This window comes from Enterobacter sp. 120016 (genome assembly GCF_018383635.1).
Lineage (GTDB): Bacteria > Pseudomonadota > Gammaproteobacteria > Enterobacterales > Enterobacteriaceae > Enterobacter > Enterobacter asburiae_D.
The window spans coordinates 243,070-266,597 of the sequence record NZ_JAHAWC010000002.1 but is presented as its reverse complement, the minus strand read 5'-3'; the positions used below and the strand labels follow the sequence as shown (position 1 = coordinate 266,597).

At 55.5% G+C, this 23,528-nt stretch carries 25 protein-coding genes; 9 read left to right on the top strand and 16 right to left on the bottom strand.

The features are described 5' to 3' along the window. Nucleotides 1-47 precede the first annotated feature (47 nt). The gene (gene lrhA, locus KIF87_RS05525) at nucleotides 48-986 is read right to left on the bottom strand and encodes a transcriptional regulator LrhA (RefSeq protein ID WP_021241557.1); all 939 of its coding nucleotides are present in this window, start codon (nucleotides 984-986) and stop codon (nucleotides 48-50) included. Between the two features lie 938 nt (nucleotides 987-1,924). Between lrhA and alaA the strand changes: the two genes are divergently transcribed. Both alaA and yfbR read left to right on the top strand, forming a co-directional pair. Beyond that, nucleotides 1,925-3,139, top strand: a complete 1,215-nt coding sequence (gene alaA, locus KIF87_RS05520; protein ID WP_008500204.1) for an alanine transaminase AlaA — start codon at nucleotides 1,925-1,927, stop codon at nucleotides 3,137-3,139. A 118-nt stretch (nucleotides 3,140-3,257) separates the two neighbouring features. Continuing rightward, nucleotides 3,258-3,857, top strand: a complete 600-nt coding sequence (gene yfbR, locus KIF87_RS05515) for a 5'-deoxynucleotidase (protein ID WP_023312539.1) — start codon at nucleotides 3,258-3,260, stop codon at nucleotides 3,855-3,857. A gap of 49 nt (nucleotides 3,858-3,906) precedes the next feature. Here the strand turns inward: yfbR and KIF87_RS05510 are convergent, their stop codons facing one another. From KIF87_RS05510 to yfbV, 4 genes are all read right to left on the bottom strand, one after another. Next, nucleotides 3,907-5,739, bottom strand: coding sequence for an SLC13 family permease (locus KIF87_RS05510; protein WP_213328141.1), 1,833 nt, complete (start codon nucleotides 5,737-5,739; stop codon nucleotides 3,907-3,909). A gap of 75 nt (nucleotides 5,740-5,814) precedes the next feature. Further along, the gene (locus tag KIF87_RS05505; RefSeq protein ID WP_045402709.1) at nucleotides 5,815-6,474 is read right to left on the bottom strand and encodes a sugar phosphatase; all 660 of its coding nucleotides are present in this window, start codon (nucleotides 6,472-6,474) and stop codon (nucleotides 5,815-5,817) included. 11 nt (nucleotides 6,475-6,485) lie between these two features. Continuing rightward, complete coding sequence (locus KIF87_RS05500; RefSeq protein ID WP_023312542.1) at nucleotides 6,486-6,980, bottom strand: YfbU family protein; 495 nt, start codon at nucleotides 6,978-6,980, stop codon at nucleotides 6,486-6,488. Nucleotides 6,981-7,072: 92 nt separating this feature from the next. Beyond that, a complete protein-coding gene (yfbV, locus tag KIF87_RS05495; protein ID WP_023312543.1) occupies nucleotides 7,073-7,528 on the bottom strand; it encodes a terminus macrodomain insulation protein YfbV in 456 nt (151 codons plus the stop codon). Nucleotides 7,529-7,865: 337 nt separating this feature from the next. Here yfbV and ackA point away from each other — a divergent pair, with 337 nt between their 5' ends. Then, nucleotides 7,866-9,068: an acetate kinase gene (ackA, locus tag KIF87_RS05490; protein ID WP_213328140.1), complete on the top strand. Its 1,203-nt coding sequence runs from the start codon at nucleotides 7,866-7,868 to the stop codon at nucleotides 9,066-9,068. A 76-nt stretch (nucleotides 9,069-9,144) separates the two neighbouring features. Beyond that, the gene (gene pta, locus KIF87_RS05485) at nucleotides 9,145-11,289 is read left to right on the top strand and encodes a phosphate acetyltransferase (protein WP_213328139.1); all 2,145 of its coding nucleotides are present in this window, start codon (nucleotides 9,145-9,147) and stop codon (nucleotides 11,287-11,289) included. A 111-nt stretch (nucleotides 11,290-11,400) separates the two neighbouring features. Here pta and KIF87_RS05480 read toward each other — a convergent pair whose 3' ends face one another. From KIF87_RS05480 to KIF87_RS05460, 5 genes are all read right to left on the bottom strand, one after another. Then, complete coding sequence (locus KIF87_RS05480) at nucleotides 11,401-12,354, bottom strand: transketolase family protein (RefSeq protein WP_048992666.1); 954 nt, start codon at nucleotides 12,352-12,354, stop codon at nucleotides 11,401-11,403. Continuing rightward, nucleotides 12,347-13,177: a transketolase gene (locus tag KIF87_RS05475; protein WP_045354309.1), complete on the bottom strand. Its 831-nt coding sequence runs from the start codon at nucleotides 13,175-13,177 to the stop codon at nucleotides 12,347-12,349. The genes KIF87_RS05480 and KIF87_RS05475 overlap by 8 nt, the downstream gene beginning before the upstream one ends. Next, nucleotides 13,174-14,565: a PTS ascorbate transporter subunit IIC gene (locus KIF87_RS05470; protein ID WP_032659183.1), complete on the bottom strand. Its 1,392-nt coding sequence runs from the start codon at nucleotides 14,563-14,565 to the stop codon at nucleotides 13,174-13,176. The genes KIF87_RS05475 and KIF87_RS05470 overlap by 4 nt, the downstream gene beginning before the upstream one ends. A 21-nt stretch (nucleotides 14,566-14,586) precedes the next feature. Beyond that, on the bottom strand, nucleotides 14,587-14,859 hold the full coding sequence (locus KIF87_RS05465; protein WP_023336413.1) for a PTS sugar transporter subunit IIB: 273 nt from the start codon (nucleotides 14,857-14,859) through the stop codon (nucleotides 14,587-14,589). Nucleotides 14,860-14,939: 80 nt separating this feature from the next. Then, nucleotides 14,940-15,383 carry a PTS sugar transporter subunit IIA gene (locus tag KIF87_RS05460; RefSeq protein WP_213328138.1) on the bottom strand — a complete coding sequence of 148 codons (444 nt, stop codon included), beginning with the start codon at nucleotides 15,381-15,383 and terminating at the stop codon, nucleotides 14,940-14,942. Between the two features lie 235 nt (nucleotides 15,384-15,618). Between KIF87_RS05460 and KIF87_RS05455 the strand changes: the two genes are divergently transcribed. After that, complete coding sequence (locus KIF87_RS05455; RefSeq protein ID WP_029741925.1) at nucleotides 15,619-16,638, top strand: LacI family DNA-binding transcriptional regulator; 1,020 nt, start codon at nucleotides 15,619-15,621, stop codon at nucleotides 16,636-16,638. A 3-nt stretch (nucleotides 16,639-16,641) separates the two neighbouring features. On the opposite strand, the gene yfcD is transcribed toward KIF87_RS05455, so the two are convergent. The 3 genes from yfcD to yfcF are packed head-to-tail and all read right to left on the bottom strand — an operon-like array spanning nucleotide 16,642 to nucleotide 18,504. Further along, on the bottom strand, nucleotides 16,642-17,196 hold the full coding sequence (gene yfcD, locus KIF87_RS05450; RefSeq protein ID WP_023312551.1) for an NUDIX hydrolase YfcD: 555 nt from the start codon (nucleotides 17,194-17,196) through the stop codon (nucleotides 16,642-16,644). Between the two features lie 55 nt (nucleotides 17,197-17,251). Then, on the bottom strand, nucleotides 17,252-17,803 hold the full coding sequence (gene yfcE / locus KIF87_RS05445; protein ID WP_213328137.1) for a phosphodiesterase: 552 nt from the start codon (nucleotides 17,801-17,803) through the stop codon (nucleotides 17,252-17,254). A gap of 56 nt (nucleotides 17,804-17,859) precedes the next feature. After that, a complete protein-coding gene (yfcF, locus tag KIF87_RS05440; protein ID WP_032643441.1) occupies nucleotides 17,860-18,504 on the bottom strand; it encodes a glutathione transferase in 645 nt (214 codons plus the stop codon). A 140-nt stretch (nucleotides 18,505-18,644) separates the two neighbouring features. Here yfcF and yfcG point away from each other — a divergent pair, with 140 nt between their 5' ends. The 4 genes from yfcG (at nucleotide 18,645) to KIF87_RS05420 (ending at nucleotide 21,179) form a co-directional block, all read left to right on the top strand. After that, nucleotides 18,645-19,274, top strand: a complete 630-nt coding sequence (gene yfcG, locus KIF87_RS05435; RefSeq protein ID WP_213328136.1) for a GSH-dependent disulfide bond oxidoreductase — start codon at nucleotides 18,645-18,647, stop codon at nucleotides 19,272-19,274. A 75-nt stretch (nucleotides 19,275-19,349) separates the two neighbouring features. Continuing rightward, on the top strand, nucleotides 19,350-19,718 hold the full coding sequence (gene folX, locus KIF87_RS05430; protein WP_023336419.1) for a dihydroneopterin triphosphate 2'-epimerase: 369 nt from the start codon (nucleotides 19,350-19,352) through the stop codon (nucleotides 19,716-19,718). Between the two features lie 13 nt (nucleotides 19,719-19,731). Continuing rightward, nucleotides 19,732-20,625 (top strand): TIGR01777 family oxidoreductase, encoded by an 894-nt coding sequence (locus KIF87_RS05425; RefSeq protein ID WP_213328135.1) that lies wholly within the window; start codon nucleotides 19,732-19,734, stop codon nucleotides 20,623-20,625. 44 nt (nucleotides 20,626-20,669) lie between these two features. After that, nucleotides 20,670-21,179, top strand: a complete 510-nt coding sequence (locus KIF87_RS05420; RefSeq protein WP_213328134.1) for a GNAT family N-acetyltransferase — start codon at nucleotides 20,670-20,672, stop codon at nucleotides 21,177-21,179. A 100-nt stretch (nucleotides 21,180-21,279) separates the two neighbouring features. Here the strand turns inward: KIF87_RS05420 and hisP are convergent, their stop codons facing one another. The 3 genes from hisP to KIF87_RS05405 are packed head-to-tail and all read right to left on the bottom strand — an operon-like array spanning nucleotide 21,280 to nucleotide 23,461. Continuing rightward, nucleotides 21,280-22,053 carry a histidine ABC transporter ATP-binding protein HisP gene (hisP, locus tag KIF87_RS05415; protein WP_045354320.1) on the bottom strand — a complete coding sequence of 258 codons (774 nt, stop codon included), beginning with the start codon at nucleotides 22,051-22,053 and terminating at the stop codon, nucleotides 21,280-21,282. 8 nt (nucleotides 22,054-22,061) lie between these two features. Then, nucleotides 22,062-22,778, bottom strand: a complete 717-nt coding sequence (locus KIF87_RS05410) for an ABC transporter permease (RefSeq protein ID WP_014071132.1) — start codon at nucleotides 22,776-22,778, stop codon at nucleotides 22,062-22,064. Continuing rightward, entirely contained in the window at nucleotides 22,775-23,461 is a 687-nt protein-coding gene (locus tag KIF87_RS05405) for a histidine ABC transporter permease HisQ (protein ID WP_014832782.1), read from the bottom strand. The genes KIF87_RS05410 and KIF87_RS05405 overlap by 4 nt, the downstream gene beginning before the upstream one ends. Nucleotides 23,462-23,528 lie beyond the last annotated feature (67 nt).

Sequence of the window (23,528 nt, the reverse complement as noted above, 5' to 3'; positions counted from 1 at the left end):
GCTTTTTTTTACACTTACATTTTGTTACCAGAATTTTGAGCTATCGATCACTCAAAATCCCCTTCAACGATCAGGGAGTCGTCCCCCCCTTCGGAGGTAACGCGCTCGAACTGCCACGGGTTATGGTAGTTTTCCATCGCCTCGAACACCACTTTGGCCAACTCGTTATGGCTGGACGAATTGTGGCAGAGCAGATACTCCGTATCCGGCAGCGCAGGAAGACCATCGGATTTCCCAAGGACGCGCAGATCGGGGCTCATCATCTCTACCGGACGGGCCGTTACGCCCAGACCGGCCTTCACGGCGGCACGGACCGCTGGCAGCGTGGAAGCCACATACGCCAGACGCCACGGAATGTTGGCCTCATTCAGCGCCGTGAGCACCATGTCGCGGAACGGGCTCGGGTCATCCAGTAAGACCAGTGGAACCGGCTCGCCTTTTTGCAGCACGTATTCGGCTGCGCAATACCAGTGCGTAGGCGATGTGCGCAGCGTCAGGCAATCAAACTGCCCGGGACGATGCGTCGTCACCACCAGGTCAACTTTATTCTCATTTAACATCTCAACCATAAAGGCATTACGCTTTACGCTAACGTCCAGCGCAAGCTTCGGATAAACCGAGCTAATACGGTTGAGAAGAAACGGCAATATAGTATCCGCTGACTCATCAGATGCGCCTAATGTTAGCACCCCTTGAAGGTTGCTAAACATTAATGACATACATGCTTCATCATTAAAGCGAAGAATTTTCCTGGCATAACCCAGAAGCTGAATACCGTGTTCCGTTAAGAGCTTATTACGCCCATGACGCGCAAAAAGCTCTTTACCAACCAGTTGCTCCAGCCGCTGCATTTGCTGGCTGACGGCGGACTGAGTTCGGCAAACGGCGGCAGCAGCTGCTGCAAAAGTGTTGAGATCGGCGACCGCAACAAACGTTCTCAGCAGATCGAGGTCGAGATTCATTATCGGACGATTTGCATTTATCATATCTATTCACTTTCAGGTTGCTCGTGCGGAGCTGCCCGGGTTGAAGCTGTGTGTGTACAGTTAAGCAATTCCCTCTGAAGATTTTCCCTCGCATCCCGGCCCGGCAGACTGCCTGACAGATAGTTATTGTGCTGCTTTATATCAACAGTCAGAAAGCACGTTTCATGACGTTATTTTTATTCTCTTAAACGTTCAGGATATTTAGATGTTCGCAGGTTTATGTAAATTACATTAAAGGTGTAACACCTTTTCTGCCATCTTTATCGCAGCGCTGTCAACGTAGCAGGAGATGTTCGACACATTCCAGCCAGAGATAACTCCAACAATAACAATCAATTAATTCGGAAAAACAGCGTCAGATATACAAAAAGCATGCTTCTGACCTCTGCTTTCCTGAAAGACATCTTAACCCAAATCCACTTTATTTATAAGTCTTATTGCAATATTGAGGATTAAAGAAGAATGTTAAGCTTCTAAACTAATTTTATTAGAATTAACTAAAGTTGCATTTTTTAGGTTAATAATAAATAAATTTTAATTTAGATTAAGACCATTCATTAATGGCACTTAACATTAATTTCACATGAGTAACTTTTAGCCACAGTATGCTATTACAGGAACATGTATCAAGCATTCAGGTTTAACGAAATGTCACTCAGGGTGATTGCCACCTTTGTCCTGCTTCCCACTTATTTTTACCAGCACAATATACACAATTTTGACAAATGAATAGCACATTTAACCTAACGCGACGCTGTGAGCACAACTTTACGCCAGCATAAAAGCACACACACAGCGAAAAAGATTTATCAAAATTTTACTCCCGGCACAAAATCTTCTACTGCACACCCTTCAAAACGAAGCGAGGGGGGAGTACATTATTCCGTGCTGACTTCCACGGCAGGGAGTGGCAATAATAGCGAAAAGGTTAAAGGTTCATGTCCCCTATCGAAAAATCCAGCAAGCTAGATAACGTCTGTTATGACATCCGCGGCCCGGTTCTGAAAGAGGCAAAACGCCTTGAAGAAGAAGGCAACAAGGTTCTGAAACTCAACATTGGTAACCCTGCGCCATTTGGTTTTGAAGCGCCGGATGAAATTCTGGTTGATGTGATCCGCAACCTTCCTACTGCACAAGGCTATTGTGATTCAAAAGGACTTTACTCCGCACGTAAAGCCATCATGCAGCACTACCAGGCACGCGGTATGCGTGATGTTACCGTTGAAGATATTTATATTGGCAACGGCGTCTCTGAACTGATCGTGCAGGCGATGCAGGCGCTGCTGAACAGCGGGGACGAAATGCTGGTACCCGCGCCGGATTATCCGCTGTGGACGGCTGCCGTATCACTGTCCAGCGGTAAAGCAGTGCACTATCTGTGCGACGAGTCCTCTGACTGGTTCCCGGACCTCGATGATATTCGCGCAAAAATTACGCCCCGCACGCGCGGCATCGTGATCATTAACCCGAACAACCCAACGGGCGCAGTGTACTCAAAAGAGCTGCTGATGGAGATCGTCGAGCTCGCCCGCCAGCACAACCTGATCATCTTTGCCGATGAAATCTACGACAAGATCCTGTACGACGCGGCGCAGCACCACTCAATCGCTGCGCTGGCCCCGGATCTGCTGACCGTCACCTTTAACGGCCTGTCTAAAACCTACCGCGTGGCCGGTTTCCGTCAGGGGTGGATGGTATTAAACGGTCCGAAAAAGCACGCCAAAGGCTATATTGAAGGGCTGGAGATGCTGGCCTCCATGCGTTTATGTGCCAACGTTCCGGCGCAGCACGCGATCCAGACGGCGCTGGGTGGCTATCAGAGCATTAGCGAGTTCATCGTTCCCGGTGGTCGCCTGTACGAACAGCGCAACCGCGCGTGGGAACTGATCAACGATATCCCGGGCGTCTCCTGCGTGAAGCCGAATGGCGCACTCTATATGTTCCCGAAAATTGACGCGAAGCGCTTCAATATTCACGACGACCAGAAAATGGTGCTCGATTTCCTGCTGCAGGAAAAAGTGCTGCTGGTTCAGGGTACGGCGTTTAACTGGCCGTGGCCGGATCACGTGCGTATCGTGACGCTGCCGCGCGAAGATGATCTCGAAATGGCCATCAGCCGCTTCGGGCGCTTCCTGTCCGGTTATCATCAGTAACGCTGGCTTTCTGCCGGGTGGCGCTGCGCTTACCCGGCCTACAACACCTTCAGATTTGCATCTTCCCTCCCCTCCCCGCACAATGAACGCCTGTCGCAGTGAAGACAAAAGGTAACCTATGAGTCAGAGTCATTTCTTTGCCCACCTCTCCCGCCTGAAACTCATCAACCGCTGGCCGCTGATGCGCAATGTCCGCACGGAAAATGTCTCAGAGCACAGTCTGCAGGTTGCGATGGTCGCTCACGCGCTGGCCGCCATTAAAAACCGCAAATTCAACGGTCAGGTCAATCCAGAGCGCATTGCCCTGCTGGCGATGTACCACGATGCGTCAGAAGTGCTGACCGGCGACCTGCCTACGCCGGTGAAATATTTCAACTCGCAGATTGCGCAGGAATATAAGGCCATCGAGAAGATTGCCCAGCAGAAGCTGATTGACATGGTGCCGGACGAGTTGCGCGACATCTTTGAGCCGCTCATCGATGAGCATCAGTACACGGAAGATGAAAAATCGCTGGTCAAACAGGCCGACGCGCTCTGCGCCTACCTGAAGTGTCTGGAAGAGCTGTCTGCGGGGAATAACGAATTTTTACTGGCAAAAACGCGTCTGGAAAAAACGCTGGAATCCCGCCGCAGCGAAGAGATGGATTACTTTATGCAGGTGTTTGTGCCGAGCTTCCATTTATCGTTGGATGAGATTAGCCAGGATTCACCGTTGTAATTTTTAGTTTGTAGGCCGGGTAAGGCGCAGCCGCCACCCGGCAAAATACTCAGAACGGGAACAGGACCGGTATCAACACCACGCATACCAGCATCACCAGCACGGTGAACGGCACGCCCAGCTTCACGAAATCACTGAACCTGTAATTCCCGGGCCCCAGCACCAGCGTATTCACCGGTGAAGATACTGGCGTCATAAACGCCGCGGAGGCCGCCATTGCGACCATCATCGCAAAGGGATACGGCGACACGCCCATGGATTTGGCCATCGCCAGCGCAATCGGCGCCATCAGTACCGCCGTCGCGGTGTTGGAGATAAACAGACCGATGGTGGCGCACATGATAAACAGACAGACCAGCATCATGTACGGCCCATACCCGCCGCCAACGTCCATTAAGCCTTTAACGATCAGATCCACCCCGCCGGTCTTTTGCAGCGCCAGGGCGAAGGGCATCATCCCGACGATGAGAATAATGCTCGGCCAGTGAATGGCTTTATACGCGCTTTCGGCGTCAATGCAGCGGAATTTGCCCATCAACAGGCAGGCGATAATTGCCGCGACCGGATTGGGGATTTCGTCGGTCAGCATCAGCGCCACCATCAGCACCAGACAAAAAATCGCGTGGGGCGCCTGGCTGTGCGCCGGGGAGGCGTCGCTCTCCTCTACAGGCATGTTGAGCACCACAAAATCGCGCCCTTTTTGCCCGAGCTGGCTAATCAGCTTCCAGTTACCGACAACCAGGAAGATATCGCCCAGCAGGATCGGCTCATCCACCACCGCCCCTTCCATCGCCACGCCATCGCGCTTCAGCCCCACGACATTTAGGCCATAGCGGGTTCGGAACCCCATTTCCCGCACGGTTTTACCCAACAGTTCCGATTCCGGGATCAGCGATACTTCGGCCATGCCAACATCCAGCGCCTGATCGGAGAAATACTCCCCGCGCAGCACCATCGGTTCCAGCAGCTGCTCGCTGCAAAACTCGCGCAGATCCACGTCCGCGGTGGACATATCAATCAGCAGGACGTCCCGCGCGCGGAATTCCGACACCCCGTTGACGTTGACGATCACCCGGCGAAAACGACGCCAGCGCTCTACGCCGATCACGTTTGCGCCATAGCGCTCACGCAGCTTCAGGTCGTCCAGGCGCTGTCCCACCATCGGCGAACCGGGACGAATAGCCAGACGGCGCGCGCGCCCGGTGAGACGGTACTCTTTAATCAGATCGCGGAAGGTGCGTCGCTTCCACCCTTCTTTATTTTTATCCTGTTTTTCACCTTTCAGGGCAAACCGGGTCAGCAGCATGTAGACCACGCCCAGCACCAGAATGACCAGCCCAAGCGGAGTGACGCTGAAAAAACTGAAGCCCTCGAATCCTTCCCGGATCAGCTCGCTGTTGACGACCAGGTTCGGCGGCGTTGCCACCAGCGTCATCATTCCGCTGATCAAACCGGCAAAACTCAGGGGCATCATCAGGCGCGACGGCGAGATCTGCATCCGCATGGAGACGCTCAGCACCACCGGAATAAAGATGGCGACCACGCCCGTTGAGCTCATAAACGCCCCCAGCCCGGCGACGGTCACCATCAGGTAGATCAGCATTTTGGTTTCGCTGCTGCCCGCTACCTTCACCAGCCACGATCCCATGATGGTTGCCACGCCGGTACGCACCAGCCCATCACCGATAATAAACAGGGCGGCAATCAGGATAACGTTGGGATCGCTAAACCCGGAGAAGGCTTCCGGCAGCGTGAGCGTACCGCTCAGCACAAACGCGACGATGACAAACAGGGCGACGGCGTCCATGCGTACCTTGCCCGTTGCAAAAAGAAGGATGGCGATTAAAAGCAGGCTCAGGACCCAAATCAGTTCACCGTTCACAACATGTCCTTGTCAGTGGGAGAGGAGAAATTGTGCCATAAAAAAGCCCCAGCAATGTGGGGCTATATCATGTGATTACATTTTTAGCGAGACGGTTACAACTCCGTCAGAGGCTTTCGAAACGGCCAGCGCCGTCAGTGAATCCAGCACAAAGTCTGCCTCCTCCAGCCGGGGGGATCCCGCCGGAACATTCACCGCGATAACGTGGCTTCCGGCGTTCAGCCCGGCCAGTACGCCAGCGGCCGCATCTTCTACTACCACACACTCTGCGGGGGCGAGGCCCAGCAGTTCAGCTCCCAGTAAAAATGCATCGGGCTCCGGTTTACCGCGCTTAACGCGCTCCGCAGTGATAAACACTTCTGGCTTCGGTAAACCTGCCGCCTTATGACGGGCGTGGGCGACGGGAATGGAGCCTGAGGTGACGATCGCCCACGGGATCTGCGCTTCGTTCAGATGCTCAAGCAGCTCGCGCGCGCCCGGTAAGGCGGTGATGCCGTCCGTATCCGTGGCTTCAATGTGTTCCAGGTATTTGAACTCCGCCTGAATTTCGTCCTCAGAGCGTCCGGCCAGGAAGTGCCGTAGCGAGGTGATGGCCTGTTTGCCATGGATAAAATTCAGCACGTCCTGATGGTCGATGCCATGTCGGTCAGCCCAATGGCACCATGAACGCTCCACAACCGGCAGCGAATCCACCAGCGTACCGTCCAGATCAAACAGAAAACCTCTACACTGCACACGCACCTCCGTCAGGCATTAATGATTTGTTGAATTTCGTTGCTGCTTAAATGGTACTGACGCGGACAGGCGTGCCACGCGCTCAGCATACGCTGATATTTCTCCCACATTGGGGTCTGCGCGTTGAAGCCGTGGGTGCCCGCGTCAAAGTGGGTGTAACGCCCTTCTGTATTCACCATAAAGCGAACATAGCTCAGATAACGCGCTTCCGTTGCGGCATCAAAGCCTAAGAAGGTCACGCGGCGCTCGTCAATGGACTGCTGATCTTTGAGATTCGTCCAGGACACGTGCAGGGCGTGATACATCTCCATAATGTCGATCACGATGCGACAGGTTTCTTCTTTCAGCTCGCCAAACTCGCGGTCCAGTTCGCGCATTTGCAAACCAAAACCGCGTTCTACGATGGTTTGCAGGCGGCTGTAGCGCGCAGCGTTATCGGGATCAAGCATAGTCATCATCTTGTACTGGTTAGACAAAATCAGACGTTGAGCATGGGTCATTTCCATCTTTCGACTCCTGTAGCGCATTGCACTTTAAAAAAAAGACACGGTAACTGATTGTTACTGTGCCTTCTTTTCGTCGTCGTTTCGATGATCAATCACAAGTCATCGAGGAATGTTTTATCCAGTTGCTTAAAAGCGCGCTTTAACGTGTCCGCCAGCGCCTGGTAATCCGGCTTGCCTTCAACCGGGGCGAGCGCCTGTCCGGCCTCCTCCAGTTTTCCGCGCACTTCATAAAACCAGTGTAAAATAGAAGGGGGAAGCGGGGTGATGGACCGTTTTCCTAACCACCACAGGCCCTGCATCGGCAGGCTTAACGCGAAGAGCGCCGTCGCGACCGCAGGACCAAGCTGCCCGCCCAACGCAATCTGCCAGCACAGCGTAAAGACAGCGACAGGCGGCATAAAGCGAATCGCATAGCGCGTGGCGCGAATGGTGCGATTCTCAATGAACATAGGCGCAAGGCGCTTTTCCATCGGCCACGTCTTTGCGTAATGCTGTCCCCGACGAAACAGACTAAAGAAATTTACGGACGGGTTTTCTGGTGTCGACATGGCTGTACCTCAACTTCACATATAAAAATTAAAATTTTCGTGCAAAACCACAACAAGCTATGACAACGTTCAAAATATTTTGTCATCTCTACCCCGTATCGGGTATCCTGTGCCAGCCTGATAGGGCCATAGACGAGAATCATTAACTCGTCAAATTATTGCATATTATGCCATTGGCTGAAAATTGTGCAAAATGGCATAAAATCATAGTTATTTCTTCCATCATGCCACAATGTTCGTTTGGCATGATGTTAATCATAAATGTCTGAGTCGTCATGCGTTACGCTGTTAGACTCACTGACGTTTTTTTAGCCACGTATCAATAATAGGTACTTCCATGTCGAGTAAGTTAGTACTGGTTCTGAACTGCGGTAGCTCCTCACTGAAATTCGCCATCATCGATGCGCTCAACGGTGACGAATACCTCTCTGGTTTGGCCGAATGTTTCCATCTGCCTGAAGCACGTATCAAGTGGAAGATGGACGGCAGCAAACAAGAAGCGGCTTTAGGTGCAGGCGCCGCTCACAGTGAAGCGCTGAACTTTATCGTTAACACTATTCTGGCACAAAAACCAGAACTGTCTGCTCAGCTGACTGCGATTGGTCACCGTATCGTCCACGGCGGCGAAAAATACACCAGCTCCGTCATCATCGACGACTCTGTGATCCAGGGCATCAAGGACTCTGCGTCCTTCGCACCGCTGCACAACCCGGCTCACCTGATCGGTATCGCTGAAGCGCTGAAATCCTTCCCGAATCTGAAAGACAAAAACGTGGCCGTATTCGACACCGCGTTCCATCAGACCATGCCGGAAGAGTCTTACCTCTATGCCCTGCCATACAGCCTGTACAAAGAACACGGCGTACGTCGTTACGGCGCGCACGGCACCAGCCACTTCTATGTGACTCAGGAAGCCGCAAAAGTCCTGAACAAGCCGGTTGAAGAACTGAACATCATCACCTGCCACCTGGGCAACGGTGGTTCTGTTTCCGCTATCCGCAACGGTAAATGTGTTGATACTTCCATGGGTCTGACCCCGCTGGAAGGTCTGGTGATGGGTACCCGTTCCGGTGACATCGACCCGGCGATCATCTTCCACCTGCACGACACCCTTGGCATGAGCGTTGACCAGATCAACAAAATGCTGACCAAAGAGTCTGGCCTGCTGGGTCTGACCGAAGTCACCAGCGACTGCCGTTACGTTGAAGACAACTACGCAGAGAAAGAAGACGCTAAACGTGCAATGGACGTTTACTGCCACCGTCTGGCGAAGTACATCGGCTCTTACACTGCGCTGATGGAAGGCCGTCTGGACGCGGTTATCTTCACCGGTGGTATCGGTGAGAACGCGGCAATGGTTCGCGAACTGTCCCTGGGCAAACTGGGCGTTCTGGGCTTCGACGTTGATCACGAGCGTAACCTGGCTGCCCGCTTCGGCAAGTCTGGCTTCATCAACAAAGAAGGCACCCGCCCTGCTCTCGTTATCCCAACTAACGAAGAACTGGTCATTGCGCAAGACGCGCACCGCCTGACTGCCTGATTCCACACCGCCAGCAATGCTGGCGGTGCTGTTTTGTAACCCGCCCAATCGCGGCGGTAACGAAAGAGGATAAACCGTGTCCCGTACTATTATGCTGATCCCTACCGGAACCAGCGTCGGCCTGACCAGCGTCAGCCTTGGCGTTATCCGTGCTATGGAACGCAAAGGCGTTCGTCTGAGCGTCTTTAAGCCAATCGCCCAGCCACGTGCCGGTGGCGATGCGCCAGACCAGACCACCACTATCGTTCGCAAGAACTCCAATCTGCCAGCGGCTGAACCGCTGAAGATGAGCCACGTTGAATCTCTGCTGTCCAGCAACCAGAAAGACGTGCTGATGGAAGAGATCATCGCCAACTACCATGCTAACGCGCAAGACGCGGAAGTGGTGCTGGTTGAAGGCCTGGTCCCGACGCGCAAACACCAGTTTGCCCAGTCTCTGAACTTTGAAATCGCGAAAACCCTGAACGCAGAGATCGTTTTCGTGATGTCTCAGGGCACCGACACCCCAGAGCAGCTGAACGAGCGTATCGAACTGACGCGCAGCAGCTTCGGCGGCGCGAAAAACACCAGCATCACCGGCGTGATCGTGAACAAACTGAACGCACCGGTGGATGAGCAGGGCCGTACTCGCCCTGACCTGTCCGAGATCTTCGACGACTCTTCCAAAGCGAAAGTTGTCAAAGTTGACCCGGCTAAGCTGCAGGAATCCAGCCCGCTGCCAGTGCTGGGCGCGGTGCCATGGAGCTTCGATCTGATTGCCACCCGTGCCATCGATATGGCGCGTCACCTGAACGCTACCGTGGTTAACGAAGGCGATATCAACACCCGCCGCGTGAAGTCCGTGACCTTCTGTGCGCGCAGCATTCCGCACATGCTGGAACACTTCCGCGCTGGTTCCCTGCTGGTGACCTCCGCAGACCGTCCTGACGTTCTGGTTGCAGCCTGCCTGGCCGCAATGAACGGTGTGGAAATCGGTGCGATCCTGCTGACCGGTGCCTACGAGATGGACCCACGCGTCAGCAAGCTTTGCGAACGCGCATTTGCGACCGGCCTGCCGGTCTTCATGGTGAACACCAACACCTGGCAGACCTCCCTGAGCCTGCAGAGCTTCAACCTGGAAGTACCGGTTGATGACCACGAGCGTATCGAGAAAGTTCAGGAATACGTTGCGGGCTACATCAACGCAGACTGGATCGAATCCCTGACCGCGACCTCCGAGCGCAGCCGCCGTCTGTCTCCTCCAGCATTCCGTTACCAGCTGACCGAGCTGGCGCGTAAAGCGGGCAAACGCGTTGTTCTGCCAGAAGGCGACGAACCACGTACCGTTAAAGCGGCTGCTATCTGTGCCGAGCGCGGCATCGCGACCTGCGTGCTGCTGGGTAACCCGGATGAGATCACCCGCGTTGCGGCGTCTCAAGGCGTTGAGCTGGGCGCTGGCATCGAAATCGTTGACCCTGAAGTGGTTCGCGAAAGCTACGTTGCCCGTCTGGTTGAGCTGCGTAAGAGCAAGGGCATGACCGAAGCCGTTGCGCGCGAACAGCTGGAAGACAACGTGGTGCTGGGTACGCTGATGCTGGAGCAGGACGAAGTTGACGGTCTGGTTTCCGGTGCGGTTCACACCACGGCGAACACCATCCGTCCACCGCTGCAGCTGATCAAAACCGCTCCAGGCAGCTCTCTGGTTTCTTCCGTGTTCTTCATGCTGCTGCCTGAACAGGTTTACGTTTACGGCGACTGCGCGATCAACCCGGATCCAACCGCAGAACAGCTGGCAGAAATCGCTATCCAGTCCGCGGACTCTGCGATTGCCTTCGGTATCGAACCGCGCGTCGCAATGCTCTCCTACTCCACCGGTACCTCTGGTGCAGGTAGCGACGTAGAGAAAGTGCGTGAAGCGACCCGTCTGGCACAGGAAAAACGTCCTGACCTGATGATCGATGGCCCTCTGCAGTACGACGCCGCCGTTATGGCCGACGTCGCGAAATCCAAAGCGCCGAACTCTCCGGTTGCAGGTCGCGCTACCGTGTTCATCTTCCCGGATCTGAACACCGGTAACACCACCTACAAAGCGGTACAGCGTTCTGCAGACCTGATCTCCATCGGGCCAATGCTGCAGGGTATGCGCAAACCTGTGAACGACCTGTCCCGTGGCGCGCTGGTTGACGATATCGTCTATACCATCGCTCTGACCGCGATCCAGTCTTCACAGCAGCAGCAGTAAGCTAAAAAGCCCGGTGGCGCTAGCGCTTACCGGGCCTACGGTTTTGTAGGCCGGATAAGCGAAGCGCCATCCGGCAAGAAAGGCGACCACTTAACCGGTCGCCTTTTTTATTTACAGCAGCTCTCTCGCCGCCGACACAATGTCATGTGCCGTCAGGCCATACTCCTTCTGCAGGAAATCCTGCGTCCCTACCTGACCGTAGCGCTCCTTGACGCCCACCCGCCGCATCGGTACCGGGCAGGTTTCCACCAGCACTTCTGCCACCGCCGATCCCAGGCCGTTGTGAATGCTGTGATTTTCACAGGTGACGATGCGTCCGGTTTTCTCGGCGTAGTTTTTCACCAGCATCCGGTCGATAGGCTTCAGGGTAAACATGTCGATAACCGCCGCGCTTACCCCCTCCTGCTCCAGCTGGCGCGCCGCTTCCAGCGCTTCCGCCACCATGATGCCATTGGCAATCAGGGTAATATCGGTTCCTTCGCGCAGCACGTTGCCTTTTCCGATGGTGAAGGTTGAGCCCGGGGCATACACGCTCGGCGCCTGCTTACGAATGGTCCGCACCCAGTAGAAGCCTTCGAGGTCGATAAGCTGGCGCAGCACGTCCTCGAACATCACCGCGTCGGTCACCTCCAGCACCACCGAGTGCGCCAGACCGCGAACAATGCCCATATCCTCAAACGACATATGCGTTCCGCCGTTGTGGCAGGCCGTCACGCCCGCATCCGAGGCAATCACCTTTACGTTGTTGCGCTGATAGTCCAGAGACATAAACAGCTGGTCGAAGCAGCGACGGCTGGCAAACGCGGTGAAGGTATGCACGAACGGCTTACGCCCGGTAAGCGACAGCCCCGCCGCGGTGCCGATGACGTTGGCCTCCATAATGCCGCAGTTAATCACGTGCTGCGGATAATCGCGCGCCACGCCGTCCATCGCCATTGAGCTCATCAGATCCGCCTCCAGGGCGATAATCTCGCTTCCTGCCTCAATCTGCTTTGCCACGAAGCCCGCGTAGACCTTACGCATCTCAACGGCGTCTTTCTGTCCTGCCGGCGCAACCTTAATCATGTGAAGCCTCCAGTTGGCGAATCGTCTCGTTGAGGGCCGCTTTGCTCTCGGCGGTCAGTCGCAGGTGGTGCGAGTTGCTGAGCTGCTCCAGGTACGGCACCCCCTGCCCTTTAATGCTGTCGAGGATGACGACTAACGGACGCGCATCGGCAGCCGGAACCCGCGACGTTACTGCCAGCAGACCCGGAATGTCGTCGCCCTTCACCGTCGCCACGTCAAAGCCAAAGGCGCGGAATTTCCCCTCCAGGTCGAAAGCGCTGATGATCTCGTCCAGCTCGCCGTCGAGCTGCTGTTTGTTCCAGTCCACGAACACCGTCAGGTTGTTGAGGCGATGGTGGGCGATAAACTGGAACGCCTCCCAGCACTGCCCCTCGTTCAGCTCGCCGTCACCGACGATGCAGAAGACCCGATTCGGCCGCCCCGCCAGCCTGTGCGAGAGCGCCATACCGCCAGCAATGGAGATCCCCTGCCCCAGCGAACCGGTGGTGGCGTCCACGCCGCGCGTTTTCAGACGGTCCGGGTGGCTTGGCAGGCGCGTGCCGTTCTGGTTCAGGGTGCTCAGCTCTTCCACCGGGAAGTAGCCTTTGATTGCCAGCGTGCTGTAGAGCGCCGGGCCCGCATGACCTTTCGACAGGACAAAATAGTCTCGCTCCGGCCAGTCCGGATCCGCCGGGTCGATTTTCATCACCGCGCCGTAAAGCACGGCCAGGGTTTCAACCACCGACATACTGCCGCCGTAGTGCCCAAAGCCCAGCTGCGTCAGGGACTTCAGCGTCTCAAGACGGATCTGACGCGCGAGTTCGGTTATCTCTTTCTCATTCATGATTTGGCTCCGGTGTTTTCCTGCGCGTTACCGCCCGCAGGTTTGTTTTTCGCGAAGACGTTGTACGCCACCAGCAGCGCGAACAACGCCACAACCAGTCCGGTGATGGCAAGCGGCGACAGGAAGCGCGCCAGGTTACCGAGGACAATCCCGACCGCGCCGAAGTCGGCGTCCGAGAAGGTGGTGTTGGCAAAGCCAATGGCGCCCAGCACCGGCAGCAGCAGGACCGGCAGGAAGGTGATCAGCAGGCCGTTAGCAAAGGCGCCAATCATTGCCCCGCGACGTCCACCGGTGGCGTTACCGAACACGCCCGCCGTTGCGCCGGTGAAGAAGTGCGGCACGACGCCCGGGAGGATCAGCACCCAGCTAAACTGACCGCAGATCAACAACCCCACAATCCCGCCGAGGAAGCTGAACAGGAAGCCAATCAGCACCGCGTTTGGCGCATAGGGATACACCACCGGGCAGTCCAGCGCAGGACGCGCGTTCGGCACCAGTTTCTCCGAGAAGCCGGTAAAGGCCGGAACGATCTCCGCCAGAATCAGGCGCACGCCCTGCAGGATGATGAACACGCCCGCCGCAAAGGTGATCGCCATGATGATGGCGTAGACCAGATAGTTCTGGCCGCCGCTGAAGGTGGCCTCCACGTACTCGCGCCCGGCGCTCACCGCCAGGATGAGGTAGATAATCATCATGGTCAGGGAGATGGAGATCGAGCTGTCGCGCAGGAAGCTCAGGTTCTTCGGCAGGTTCATCTCTTCGGTTGAGCGGGAGCCTTTGCCGACCTTGCTGCCAATCCAGCCGGACAGCACGTAGCCCAGCGTGCCGAAGTGGCCGAAGGCAATCTCGTCGTTGCCGGTAATGCGCTTCATGTAGCGCTGGGCAATCGCCGGGAAGAAGGCCATGATCAGGCCGAGGATCAGCGAGCCGGTAAAGACCAGACCCACGCCCTCAAAGCCCGCGACCGTCAGGATCACGCCAATCATGCACGCCATGTAAAACGTGTGGTGTCCGGTCAGGAAGATGTACTTAAGGCGAGTAAAGCGCGCGACGATGATATTCGCCACCATGCCGAAGGCCATAATCAGCGCGGTCGCTGCACCGTATTTTTCCAGCGCGATAGACACAATCGCTTCATTGTTTGGAATAATGCCCTGGATCGTAAAGGCGTGCTCAAACATACCGCCCAAAGGATTTAACGACCCCACCAGCACCGTGGCCCCGCCGCCCAGCACAATAAAGCCGAGAATGGTTTTAATCGTCCCTTTCACCACGTCCGAAAACGCTTTTTTCTGCGCAACCAGACCAATTAACGCAATTAAACCGACCAGCACCGAAGGGACTTTTAAAATATCAACAACGAAATTCAGCGTTTCAAGGATAAACATATCCACCTCGCCTTATCAGGGTTATTGTCTGTCGAACCAGGCGCGCAGCTGCGCTTCAAGTTCGTTGATGTCGATGATGTTGTTAATCACCACCAGCTGGCTTTCCGGCACGCTGGCGCTGGCCGCAATGTCTTTTGCCATCACGAAAAGATCGGCTGCGCCCGGCGTGGCCGAGGAGAGATCGGAATGTTCAACCTCAGCCTCAATCTCCAGCTTTTTAAGCACCTTTTTAATATTCATTTCGACCATAAAACTGCTGCCCAGGCCGGAGCCGCAAATAGCCATGATTTTCATTGTTGTCCCCTTATTTTGAGTAGAGCACGCCCCATCACGCTGGCGCGTAATGTTGTGAATAATCGGATTAAAGAATTAAATCAGAAGCGGTCAATAATCGTTTTAATTTCCTCCAGGGTATTCGCCTGATGCAGTTCCGCCATATCTGCATCGCTGGAAAATAATTCAGCCAGCGAAGAGATCATCTCAATATGGCTATTTTTGTCGGGTGCCGCGAGCATAATAATGACGTCGACAGGGTCAAACTCACCGGCACCAAACGAGATGCCCTGTTTTAGTTTTAATAAAGACAACCCCAGTCCTTTGGCGCCTTCCTCCGGCCGCGCATGCGGCATAGCCAGCCCCGGTGCCAGCACATAATAAGTTCCTAACGTGTGGTGCTGCTGGATGATGGCGGTGACGTATTCAGGATCAATCACCTGCAAATCCAGCAGCGGCCTCGCGCACAGCTCCAGCGCCTGCGGCCAGTTTTCCACGCTATCCTGCAGCGTGATGGTTGTATCATATATCCATTTTTTGAGCATTTTTCACTCCCGCTACACGCTTGAAGATGAGCAAACTTTATTCAACACATCGCTGGATGACTGCGATCGCGATCACAAAGATAGCGCTACCAATGGTTAACATGCAGAAATGTGATAGCGCTATCAAATTGCAATCACGGTGCTAAATCACAGCAAAAAAAGGGATTTAAGGCGTATACTGCCTGTCACGTGAAGCGAAGGAAATGAAGAACGCGTCTGGTCAGCAGGAAGGTGTATGTCTCTAACCCGAAAACGGCGCAGTACTGGTAAAGTGACACTCGCCGATGTCGCACAGCTTGCCGGTGTGGGCACGATGACCGTGTCCCGTGCACTCCGCACGCCCGAACAGGTTTCCGATAAACTACGAGAAAAAATTGAAGCTGCCGTGCAGGAGCTGGGCTATATGCCTAATCTTGCCGCCAGCGCGCTGGCCTCGGCGTCGTCATGGACGATAGCAATGGTGGTGCCTAATCTCTCCGAAGCCGGCTGCTCGGAGATGTTCGCCGGGCTACAGCAGGTGCTACAGCCTGCCGGGTATCAGATCATGCTGGCAGAATCCCAGCATCGCCTGGAGCAGGAGGAGAAGTTGCTGGAAACGCTGCTGGCATCGAATATTGCCGCCGCTATCCTGCTCAGCGTTGAACATACCGACACCGTTCGCCACTGGCTGAAAAACGCCTCTATTCCGGTGATGGAGATGGGCGCCATGCGCGCCGACCCGATTGATATGAATATCGGGATTGATAACGTAGCGGCCATGTATGAACTTACGGAAATGGTGATTAAGCGCGGCTATCAAAATATTGGCCTGCTGTGCGCCAACCAGGAGCAGTGGATTTTCCAGCAGCATTTGCAGGGCTGGTACAAAGCCATGCTTCGCCACCATATGTCGCCGAACCGGGTCATAAACGCGGCGATGCCGCCGAGCTTCTCCACGGGTGCCGCGCAGTTGCCTGAGTTTTTGCTGGCATGGCCAGAGCTGGATGCGCTGGTTTGCGTGTCTGATGAACTGGCATGCGGCGCGCTGTACGAATGCCAGCGCAGGCGAATCAAGGTGCCGGACGATCTGGCGGTGGTCGGCTTTGGCGATAGCGACGTGAGCCGCGTCTGTCAGCCGCCGCTGACGACGATGGCGGTGCCGCATCGTAAGATTGGAATTGAAGCCGGGAAAGCGCTGCTGGAGCGTCTGAATGACGGTGACTGGCGCGATCAAAAGCCCATCGCGTCCAGTCTGTGTCTGAGAGAGAGTTGCTGAATCTTACTCAGCCTCTTCCTCTTTTTCTGATTTGGTCGATTCGTTTTTGGCGTTGCGGGTCATCCACAGCGCCAGCGCTTTTAACGAATCTGGCGTAAACTCGTCGCAGCGCGCGGTGATCTCTTCCGGCGTCATCCAGCTGACTTCGCTCACCTCTTCTTCCTGCAGGGCGAACGGGCCGTGAGAAACGCAGCTAAACAGCCCGCCCCAGACGCGGCAGTTTTCGTCTTCGAAATAGAACTGACCGTGCTCGGCAAACGGCACGCCGGCAATACCTAACTCCTCTTCCGCTTCACGACGCGCGGAATCCAGCAGCACTTCATCTGCCTGGACAACCCCACCAGCGGTGGCATCCAGCATACCCGGGAGAAAATCTTTGGTATCCGTACGGCGCTGGACCAGAATTTTGCCCATACCGTCATGCACAACGATGTACGTTGCGCGGTGGCGCAGACGCTCCGCACGCATTTGTTCGCGGCTGGCCTGCGCGATCACTTCATTCTCTTCGCTGACAATGTCAACCCACTCTGTACTTGCCAAATGACTCTGCTCCACCATCGGGAAACCTTCTCTTCTAAGCGCTCTTTCGGCGCGTTTGCAGTTGAGGTGTAACTTACGGATTAATCGCTACCTGCGCAATAACTTGCTGATCATTAAGTGCGATAACGCTCAGGGTATTTCCATCCAGCATGCCATAGCTCGCAGGGTATCCGCCTTTCGGTATGCTGACCGAACCCGGGTTAAAGTGATAAATCTCACCGCGCTTTTCAGCAACCGGAATATGAGTATGACCGTAAACCAGGACATCGCCAGCCGCGAGCGCCGGGAGATTATCCGGGCTAAAAAGATGCCCATGGGTCAGGAACAGGCGGCTTTGTTCCAGCAGCACCTGTTGCCATGGCGCGGTAAGGGGAAAATGCAGCAGCATCTGGTCCACTTCGCTGTCGCAATTGCCGCGAACGGCGATAATGCGCGAGGCAAACGGGTTAAGCTTTTCCGCGACCAGCGCAGGGGCATAGCCCTCCGGCAGCGCGTTGCGCGGGCCGTGATTGAGCACATCACCCAGAATAATCAGCCACTGCGCGCCGCTTTGTGCAAACAGGGAGAGGACACGCTCGGTAGCGGGCAGCGATCCATGGATATCCGACGCAAACATCAGTTTCATCAGTCACTCCTCGGGAAAACAGACTGCCCCCATCATACCTGAAGCGTCAGGGCTTATCAGCCCGCGCGCTTGGCCGAGAGTGCCACATAGCGCTGCACGGAGGCGCGCTGCCACTGAAACGCGGCATAATCCACCAGCAGCTGCGGCACCTCATCGCCGTTGAGGATCAGGCGGTTAAGCATCAACGCCAGATCGGCGTCGGCAATGCACCACTCGCCGAACAGGTTCGGGTTGCCGTGTGCGAGCAGCGAGGTGGCGGTTTCAATCAGTTTTTGCGCGCTTTCACGGCCTTCAGCGCTGAGCGCTGGCTTTTTCACCCCGGCGAACACGACGTCCGTTGAGCGTTCCACGCGAATCGGCACCAGATCGCTACGCAGCCACGCCTGGATCTGCCGCGCCCGCGCGCGTTTTTGCAGGTCGTGAGGATAGATGCGTTCCCACTCAGGCGGCGCGAACCGATCTTCCAGATATTCATCGATTGCCGACGATTCACTCAGGGCAAAACCGTCAATCTCCAGCACCGGCACGCGCCGGGTCAGGTCGTAACCCTGCCACTGCGGTTTAAGATGTTCACCGCCGTCAAGATCGACGGTCTTCAGCGTAAAAGTGAGTCCTTTTTCGGCCAGCGCAACGTATACGCTCATAACATAGGGAGAAAAGAAATTCGCATCGGACCACAACGTGATGACGGGCTGGTTCATAACATCCTCATAGGCTGATCGGTTTTTACTCAACATATAATCTCTTTGCCTCGCTGTCACTTGATGAAAACTCACGATTTACAACAACCACCTATACTCATTTGTCATGGCACCACTATTCGCATGGACAGGAGTTGAGAATGATCGACCTTTATTACGCCCCTACCCCAAACGGCCATAAGATCACCCTCTTTCTTGAAGAAGCCGAGCTGGATTACAGGATCATTCGCGTGGATATCAGCAAAGGCGATCAGTTCAGCCCTCTCTTTCTGGCTATCTCGCCGAATAATAAAATCCCGGCCATTATTGATAACCAGCCGACGGACGGGGGCAGACCGCTGAGCCTGTTTGAATCCGGTGAAATTTTGCTCTACCTGGCGGAGAAAACCGGCAAACTGCTGAGCGGCGAACTGCGCGAGCGTCACCATACCCTGCAATGGCTCTTCTGGCAGGCGAGCGGGCTGGGGCCCATGCTGGGTCAAAACCATCACTTTACCGCTTACGCCCCGCAGCCCATTCCTTATGCGATAGAACGCTATCAGGTTGAGACTCAACGGCTGTATGACGTTCTGAACCGTCGGCTGGAGAAAACGCCGTGGCTCGGCGGCGATCATTACAGTATTGCCGATATCGCCTGCTGGCCGTGGGTGAATACGCATGAAAAACACCGCATTGACCTGGCCTCTTACCCGGCGGTGAACAACTGGTTTGAGCGCATTCGAACCCGCCCGGCCACCGAGCGGGCGATGCAAAAAATCCAGCAGATTTAACCCTCTATGAGGCTGGGTGCCCGCGAGCCTCTCATGTATGATGAGCAGGAAATACTGACACGGAGAAGACCTGCAATGTCACAGCCAGATGCTGTTATTCGTATAAAAAATTTACGCTTGCGTACCTTCATCGGTATCAAAGAGGAAGAGATCGCCAACCGTCAGGATATTGTCATTAACGTGGTGATTCACTACCCCGCAGACAAAGCGCGGGCCAGCGAAGACATCAACGACGCGCTGAACTACCGCACAATAACCAAAAACATCATTCAGTACGTGGAGAATAACCGCTTCTCTCTGTTGGAAAAATTAACTCAGGATGTGCTCGATATCGCACGCGAACATCACTGGGTCACTTATGCTGAAGTTGAGATCGATAAACTTCACGCCCTGCGCTACGCCGATTCCGTCTCCATGACGTTAAGCTGGCGACGCCAGGCGTAAACCTGGAGGTTGTATGAAGATTTTGCTGACCGGCGGTACAGGCCTGATTGGTCGTCACCTGATTGCGCGTCTGCAGGCCTTGCATCACGACATTACCGTGGTTACGCGCAGCCCGGAGAAGGCGCGCCAGGTGCTGGGGGCGGGTATCGATATCTGGAAAAATCTGGCCGAGCAGCAAAATCTGGACGGCTTCGACGCCGTCATTAACCTCGCGGGTGAACCCATCGCCGATAAGCGCTGGACGGAAGAGCAAAAACAGCTGTTATGCAGCAGCCGGTGGAACATTACCGAAAAGCTGGTCGAGCTGATCCGCAATAGCCACACCCCGCCTTCGGTGCTGATTTCGGGTTCAGCGGTGGGCTATTACGGCGATCTCGGTGAGGTGGTGGTAACCGAGGAAGAGCCGCCCCATAACGAGTTTACCCATAAGCTCTGCGCCCAGTGGGAGCGTATCGCCTCTGCAGCGCAAAGCGATCGTACCCGTGTCTGCCTGCTGCGAACCGGCGTCGTGCTTGCGCCGAAAGGCGGCATTCTGGGTAAAATGCTTCCTCCCTTCAGGCTGGGGCTCGGCGGGCCAATTGGCAACGGGCGTCAATATCTGGCGTGGATCCATATCGACGATATGGTCAACGGTATTCTCTGGCTGCTGGATAACGATCTGCGCGGGCCGTTTAACATGGTTGCGCCGTATCCGGTGCGTAACGAACAGTTTGCCCACGCGCTGGGGCATGCCCTGCACCGCCCGGCGATTTTACGCGTACCTGCGACGGTCATTCGCCTGATGATGGGTGAAGCCTCTGTGCTGGTATTAGGCGGACAGCGGGCGCTGCCAAAGCGTCTGGAAGCGGCCGGCTTTGCGTTCCGCTGGTATGAATTAGAAGAGGCGCTGGGGGATGTGGTGCGGTGAATATGTTACAGTGACAGGCCATGTTCCGAAGAAATGGCGTAACAATGGCAACAATCACCACTCCCCGGCTTCACCTCACTCCTTTCGAACCCACCGACTGGGCCTTCTTCCGCTCGCTGCGCGAAGACCGCCGCATCATGCGCTACATGGCCGCCATCGCGCCGGAAAAAGAGACCCGACGCGTGTTTGCCGCAAGGCTGATGGCGGAGCATGTCTTCGTGATCCGCTCTCTGGAGGACGATACGCCGCTGGGCGATATTGGCCTGCAAATCAGCCCTGAGAATCGTGAAGAGGCCGACATCGGCTATACGGTTGTGCCTGCCGCGCAGGGAAAAGGGATTGCCAGCGAGGCGCTGCGCGCGGTGTGTGACTATGCGTTCAACCAGACCAGCGTAAAAGCGATTAACGCATATGTGCTGGCGGACAACGGCGGTTCGGTGCGGGTGCTGGAGAAAGCAGGGTTTGTGCGTACGCAGATGCTGGAAAAGGCGTATGAAATTGACGGCGTGCGCTATGACGACTGGGTGTATCGGCTGGAGTGCGGTGCGGCCTGAATGCCGGGCGGCACTGCGCTTGCCCGGCCTACGGTTTTTGTAGGCCCGGTAAGCGAAGCGCCACCGGGCGATTGGGCTGCACTGCGGGCTGATGCCCTCTTTACTTCAGAGATCCCTTCAGGAACTGCTGTAAACGCGGACTTTGCGGGTTCGCCAGCACCTCGTCCGGGTGGCCCTGCTCTTCAATTTTCCCCTGATGCAGGAAAATCACGTGGTTCGAGACGTTACGGGCGAAGCCCATCTCGTGCGTCACCACCACCATCGTTTTGCCCTCTTCGGCCAGCTTCTGCATGATGCGCAGCACTTCGCCAACGAGTTCCGGGTCCAGCGCGGAGGTCGGTTCGTCGAACAGCAGCACTTCGGGCTCCATCGCCAGCGCGCGCGCGATGGAGACGCGCTGCTGCTGACCGCCGGAGAGATGCACCGGGTATTTCATCTGCTGGCGCTCGTCGATACCCACTTTCGCCAGGTATTTCACCGCGCGCTCGCGGGCTTCCTGCTTGCTCAGGCCCAGCACCTGAATCGGCGCTTCCATCACGTTCTCCAGCACCGTCATGTGGCTCCAGAGATTGAAGTGCTGGAACACCATCGTCAGGCGCGTGCGCAGCAGGCGCAGCTGGTTTTTATCCGCGACCTTCAGCTGGCCGTCTTTGTCACGGACCAGGTTAATATTCTGCCCGCTCACCACAATCGAGCCTTCGCTCGGCTTTTCGAGGAAGTTGATGCAGCGCAGGAAGGTACTTTTACCCGAGCCGGATGAGCCGATGATACTGATTACATCGCCTGCATTAGCCTGCAGCGACACCCCTTTCAGCACTTCATGTTCGCCGTAGCGTTTGTGCAAATCAATAACGTTTAATTTGTTCTCAGCCATCATCTTTCTCAGTGCGTCGAAGAAGGTTTTATATGCTGCAACCAGCGTTTTTCAGCCTTACGGAACAGGCTAATCAAAACATAAGAGATAATTAAATAGAGCACCGCCGCAATGCCAAACGCGGTAAACGGCTGATAGGTCGCGGAGTTAATATCGCGCGCGATTTTGAGCAGATCCGGCACCGTCGCGGTAAAGGCGAGCGCGGTGGAGTGCAGCATCAAAATGACTTCGTTACTGTACGCCGGTAGCGCGATACGCAGTGCCGACGGCAGAATAATGCAGCGATAAAGCTTCACTGAGGAAAAGCCGTACGCGCGCGCCGCTTCAATCTCACCGTAAGGGACAGAGCGAATTGCCCCGGCGAAAATCTCGGTGGTGTAGGCGCAGGTGTTGAGCGTCAACGCCAGCACCGTACAGTTCAGACCGCTGCGGAAGAACGCATTCAGCATCTCAGTGCCTTTTACGATCTCAAGCGTATACATCCCCGAATAGAACACCAGCAGCTGCACGTACAGCGGCGTACCGCGAAACACGTAGGTAAACAGCCAGATCGGGAACTGGATAAATTTATTGTTCGACACGCGGCCAATGGCAAGAAACACCGCCAGAACGCCGCCCATCACCACGGAGGAAATCAGCAGCCAGAGCGTAATAGCAACGCCGGTAAAGCGGTAGCCATCCGTCCACAGCAGGGATTTCCAGTATTCCTGAATAATCTCAATCACAGGTCAGCCCTCTTCACACCCACGGAGTAGCGACGCTCGAGCAGAAGCAGCACACCATTGGAGACGGTCGTAAAGACCAGATAAATCACGCCGCAGACCACCGCAAAATAGAACGGCTCCCAGGTGCTCTTGCCCGCCAGCTGAGTCGCTTTAACGACGTCTTCCAGACCGAGCAGCGAGACCAGCGCTGTCGCTTTGAGGATAACCTGCCAGTTGTTGCCGATACCCGGCAGCGCGTAGCGCATCATGGCCGGGAACATAATCCGACGAAACGTTTGTGAAGAGGTAAAACCAAATGCGGTTGCCGCCTCAATGTGGCCCTTCGGCACGGCCATGTAAGCGCCGCGGAAGGTTTCGGTGAAGTAGGCACCGTAGATAAAACCGAGGGTAATAATACCGGCCACCATCGGGTCGATATCAATTTGTCCCATGCCCATCGCGTCCGTTACGCTATTCAGCGCAATCTGCAGACCGTAAAAGATAAGCAGCATCAGCACCAGATCGGGAACGCCGCGAATAAGCGTGGTGTAGCCTTCAAAAATTAGCGCCAGCGGTTTGTTAGCCGAAAGCTTCGCCCCTGCGCCTGCCAGACCTATCAGCACCGCCAGCACCACGGAGCTGATAGCCAGCTCAAGGGTGACAAGCGCGCCCTGTAAAATAACGCCAGAAAATCCGTACAGCATACCGCGAGCCCTGTCGTATCGTGAGTGGTGGAACCGTGTCTTATCCCCTCCCGCAGCGGGAGGGGCC

What these genes read in the sequence shown, in the direction of transcription:
- lrhA (WP_021241557.1), bottom strand. Translation starts at nt 986, where the DNA reads ATGATAAATGCAAATCGTCCGATAATGAATCTCGACCTCGATCTGCTG.
- alaA (WP_008500204.1), top strand. Translation starts at nt 1,925, where the DNA reads ATGTCCCCTATCGAAAAATCCAGCAAGCTAGATAACGTCTGTTATGAC.
- yfbR (WP_023312539.1), top strand. Translation starts at nt 3,258, where the DNA reads ATGAGTCAGAGTCATTTCTTTGCCCACCTCTCCCGCCTGAAACTCATC.
- KIF87_RS05500 (WP_023312542.1), bottom strand. Translation starts at nt 6,980, where the DNA reads ATGGAAATGACCCATGCTCAACGTCTGATTTTGTCTAACCAGTACAAG.
- yfbV (WP_023312543.1), bottom strand. Translation starts at nt 7,528, where the DNA reads ATGTCGACACCAGAAAACCCGTCCGTAAATTTCTTTAGTCTGTTTCGT.
- ackA (WP_213328140.1), top strand. Translation starts at nt 7,866, where the DNA reads ATGTCGAGTAAGTTAGTACTGGTTCTGAACTGCGGTAGCTCCTCACTG.
- KIF87_RS05480 (WP_048992666.1), bottom strand. Translation starts at nt 12,354, where the DNA reads ATGATTAAGGTTGCGCCGGCAGGACAGAAAGACGCCGTTGAGATGCGT.
- KIF87_RS05475 (WP_045354309.1), bottom strand. Translation starts at nt 13,177, where the DNA reads ATGAATGAGAAAGAGATAACCGAACTCGCGCGTCAGATCCGTCTTGAG.
- KIF87_RS05470 (WP_032659183.1), bottom strand. Translation starts at nt 14,565, where the DNA reads ATGTTTATCCTTGAAACGCTGAATTTCGTTGTTGATATTTTAAAAGTC.
- KIF87_RS05465 (WP_023336413.1), bottom strand. Translation starts at nt 14,859, where the DNA reads ATGAAAATCATGGCTATTTGCGGCTCCGGCCTGGGCAGCAGTTTTATG.
- KIF87_RS05460 (WP_213328138.1), bottom strand. Translation starts at nt 15,383, where the DNA reads ATGCTCAAAAAATGGATATATGATACAACCATCACGCTGCAGGATAGC.
- KIF87_RS05455 (WP_029741925.1), top strand. Translation starts at nt 15,619, where the DNA reads ATGTCTCTAACCCGAAAACGGCGCAGTACTGGTAAAGTGACACTCGCC.
- yfcD (WP_023312551.1), bottom strand. Translation starts at nt 17,196, where the DNA reads ATGGTGGAGCAGAGTCATTTGGCAAGTACAGAGTGGGTTGACATTGTC.
- yfcE (WP_213328137.1), bottom strand. Translation starts at nt 17,803, where the DNA reads ATGAAACTGATGTTTGCGTCGGATATCCATGGATCGCTGCCCGCTACC.
- yfcF (WP_032643441.1), bottom strand. Translation starts at nt 18,504, where the DNA reads ATGAACCAGCCCGTCATCACGTTGTGGTCCGATGCGAATTTCTTTTCT.
- yfcG (WP_213328136.1), top strand. Translation starts at nt 18,645, where the DNA reads ATGATCGACCTTTATTACGCCCCTACCCCAAACGGCCATAAGATCACC.
- folX (WP_023336419.1), top strand. Translation starts at nt 19,350, where the DNA reads ATGTCACAGCCAGATGCTGTTATTCGTATAAAAAATTTACGCTTGCGT.
- KIF87_RS05425 (WP_213328135.1), top strand. Translation starts at nt 19,732, where the DNA reads ATGAAGATTTTGCTGACCGGCGGTACAGGCCTGATTGGTCGTCACCTG.
- KIF87_RS05420 (WP_213328134.1), top strand. Translation starts at nt 20,670, where the DNA reads ATGGCAACAATCACCACTCCCCGGCTTCACCTCACTCCTTTCGAACCC.
- hisP (WP_045354320.1), bottom strand. Translation starts at nt 22,053, where the DNA reads ATGGCTGAGAACAAATTAAACGTTATTGATTTGCACAAACGCTACGGC.
- KIF87_RS05405 (WP_014832782.1), bottom strand. Translation starts at nt 23,461, where the DNA reads ATGCTGTACGGATTTTCTGGCGTTATTTTACAGGGCGCGCTTGTCACC.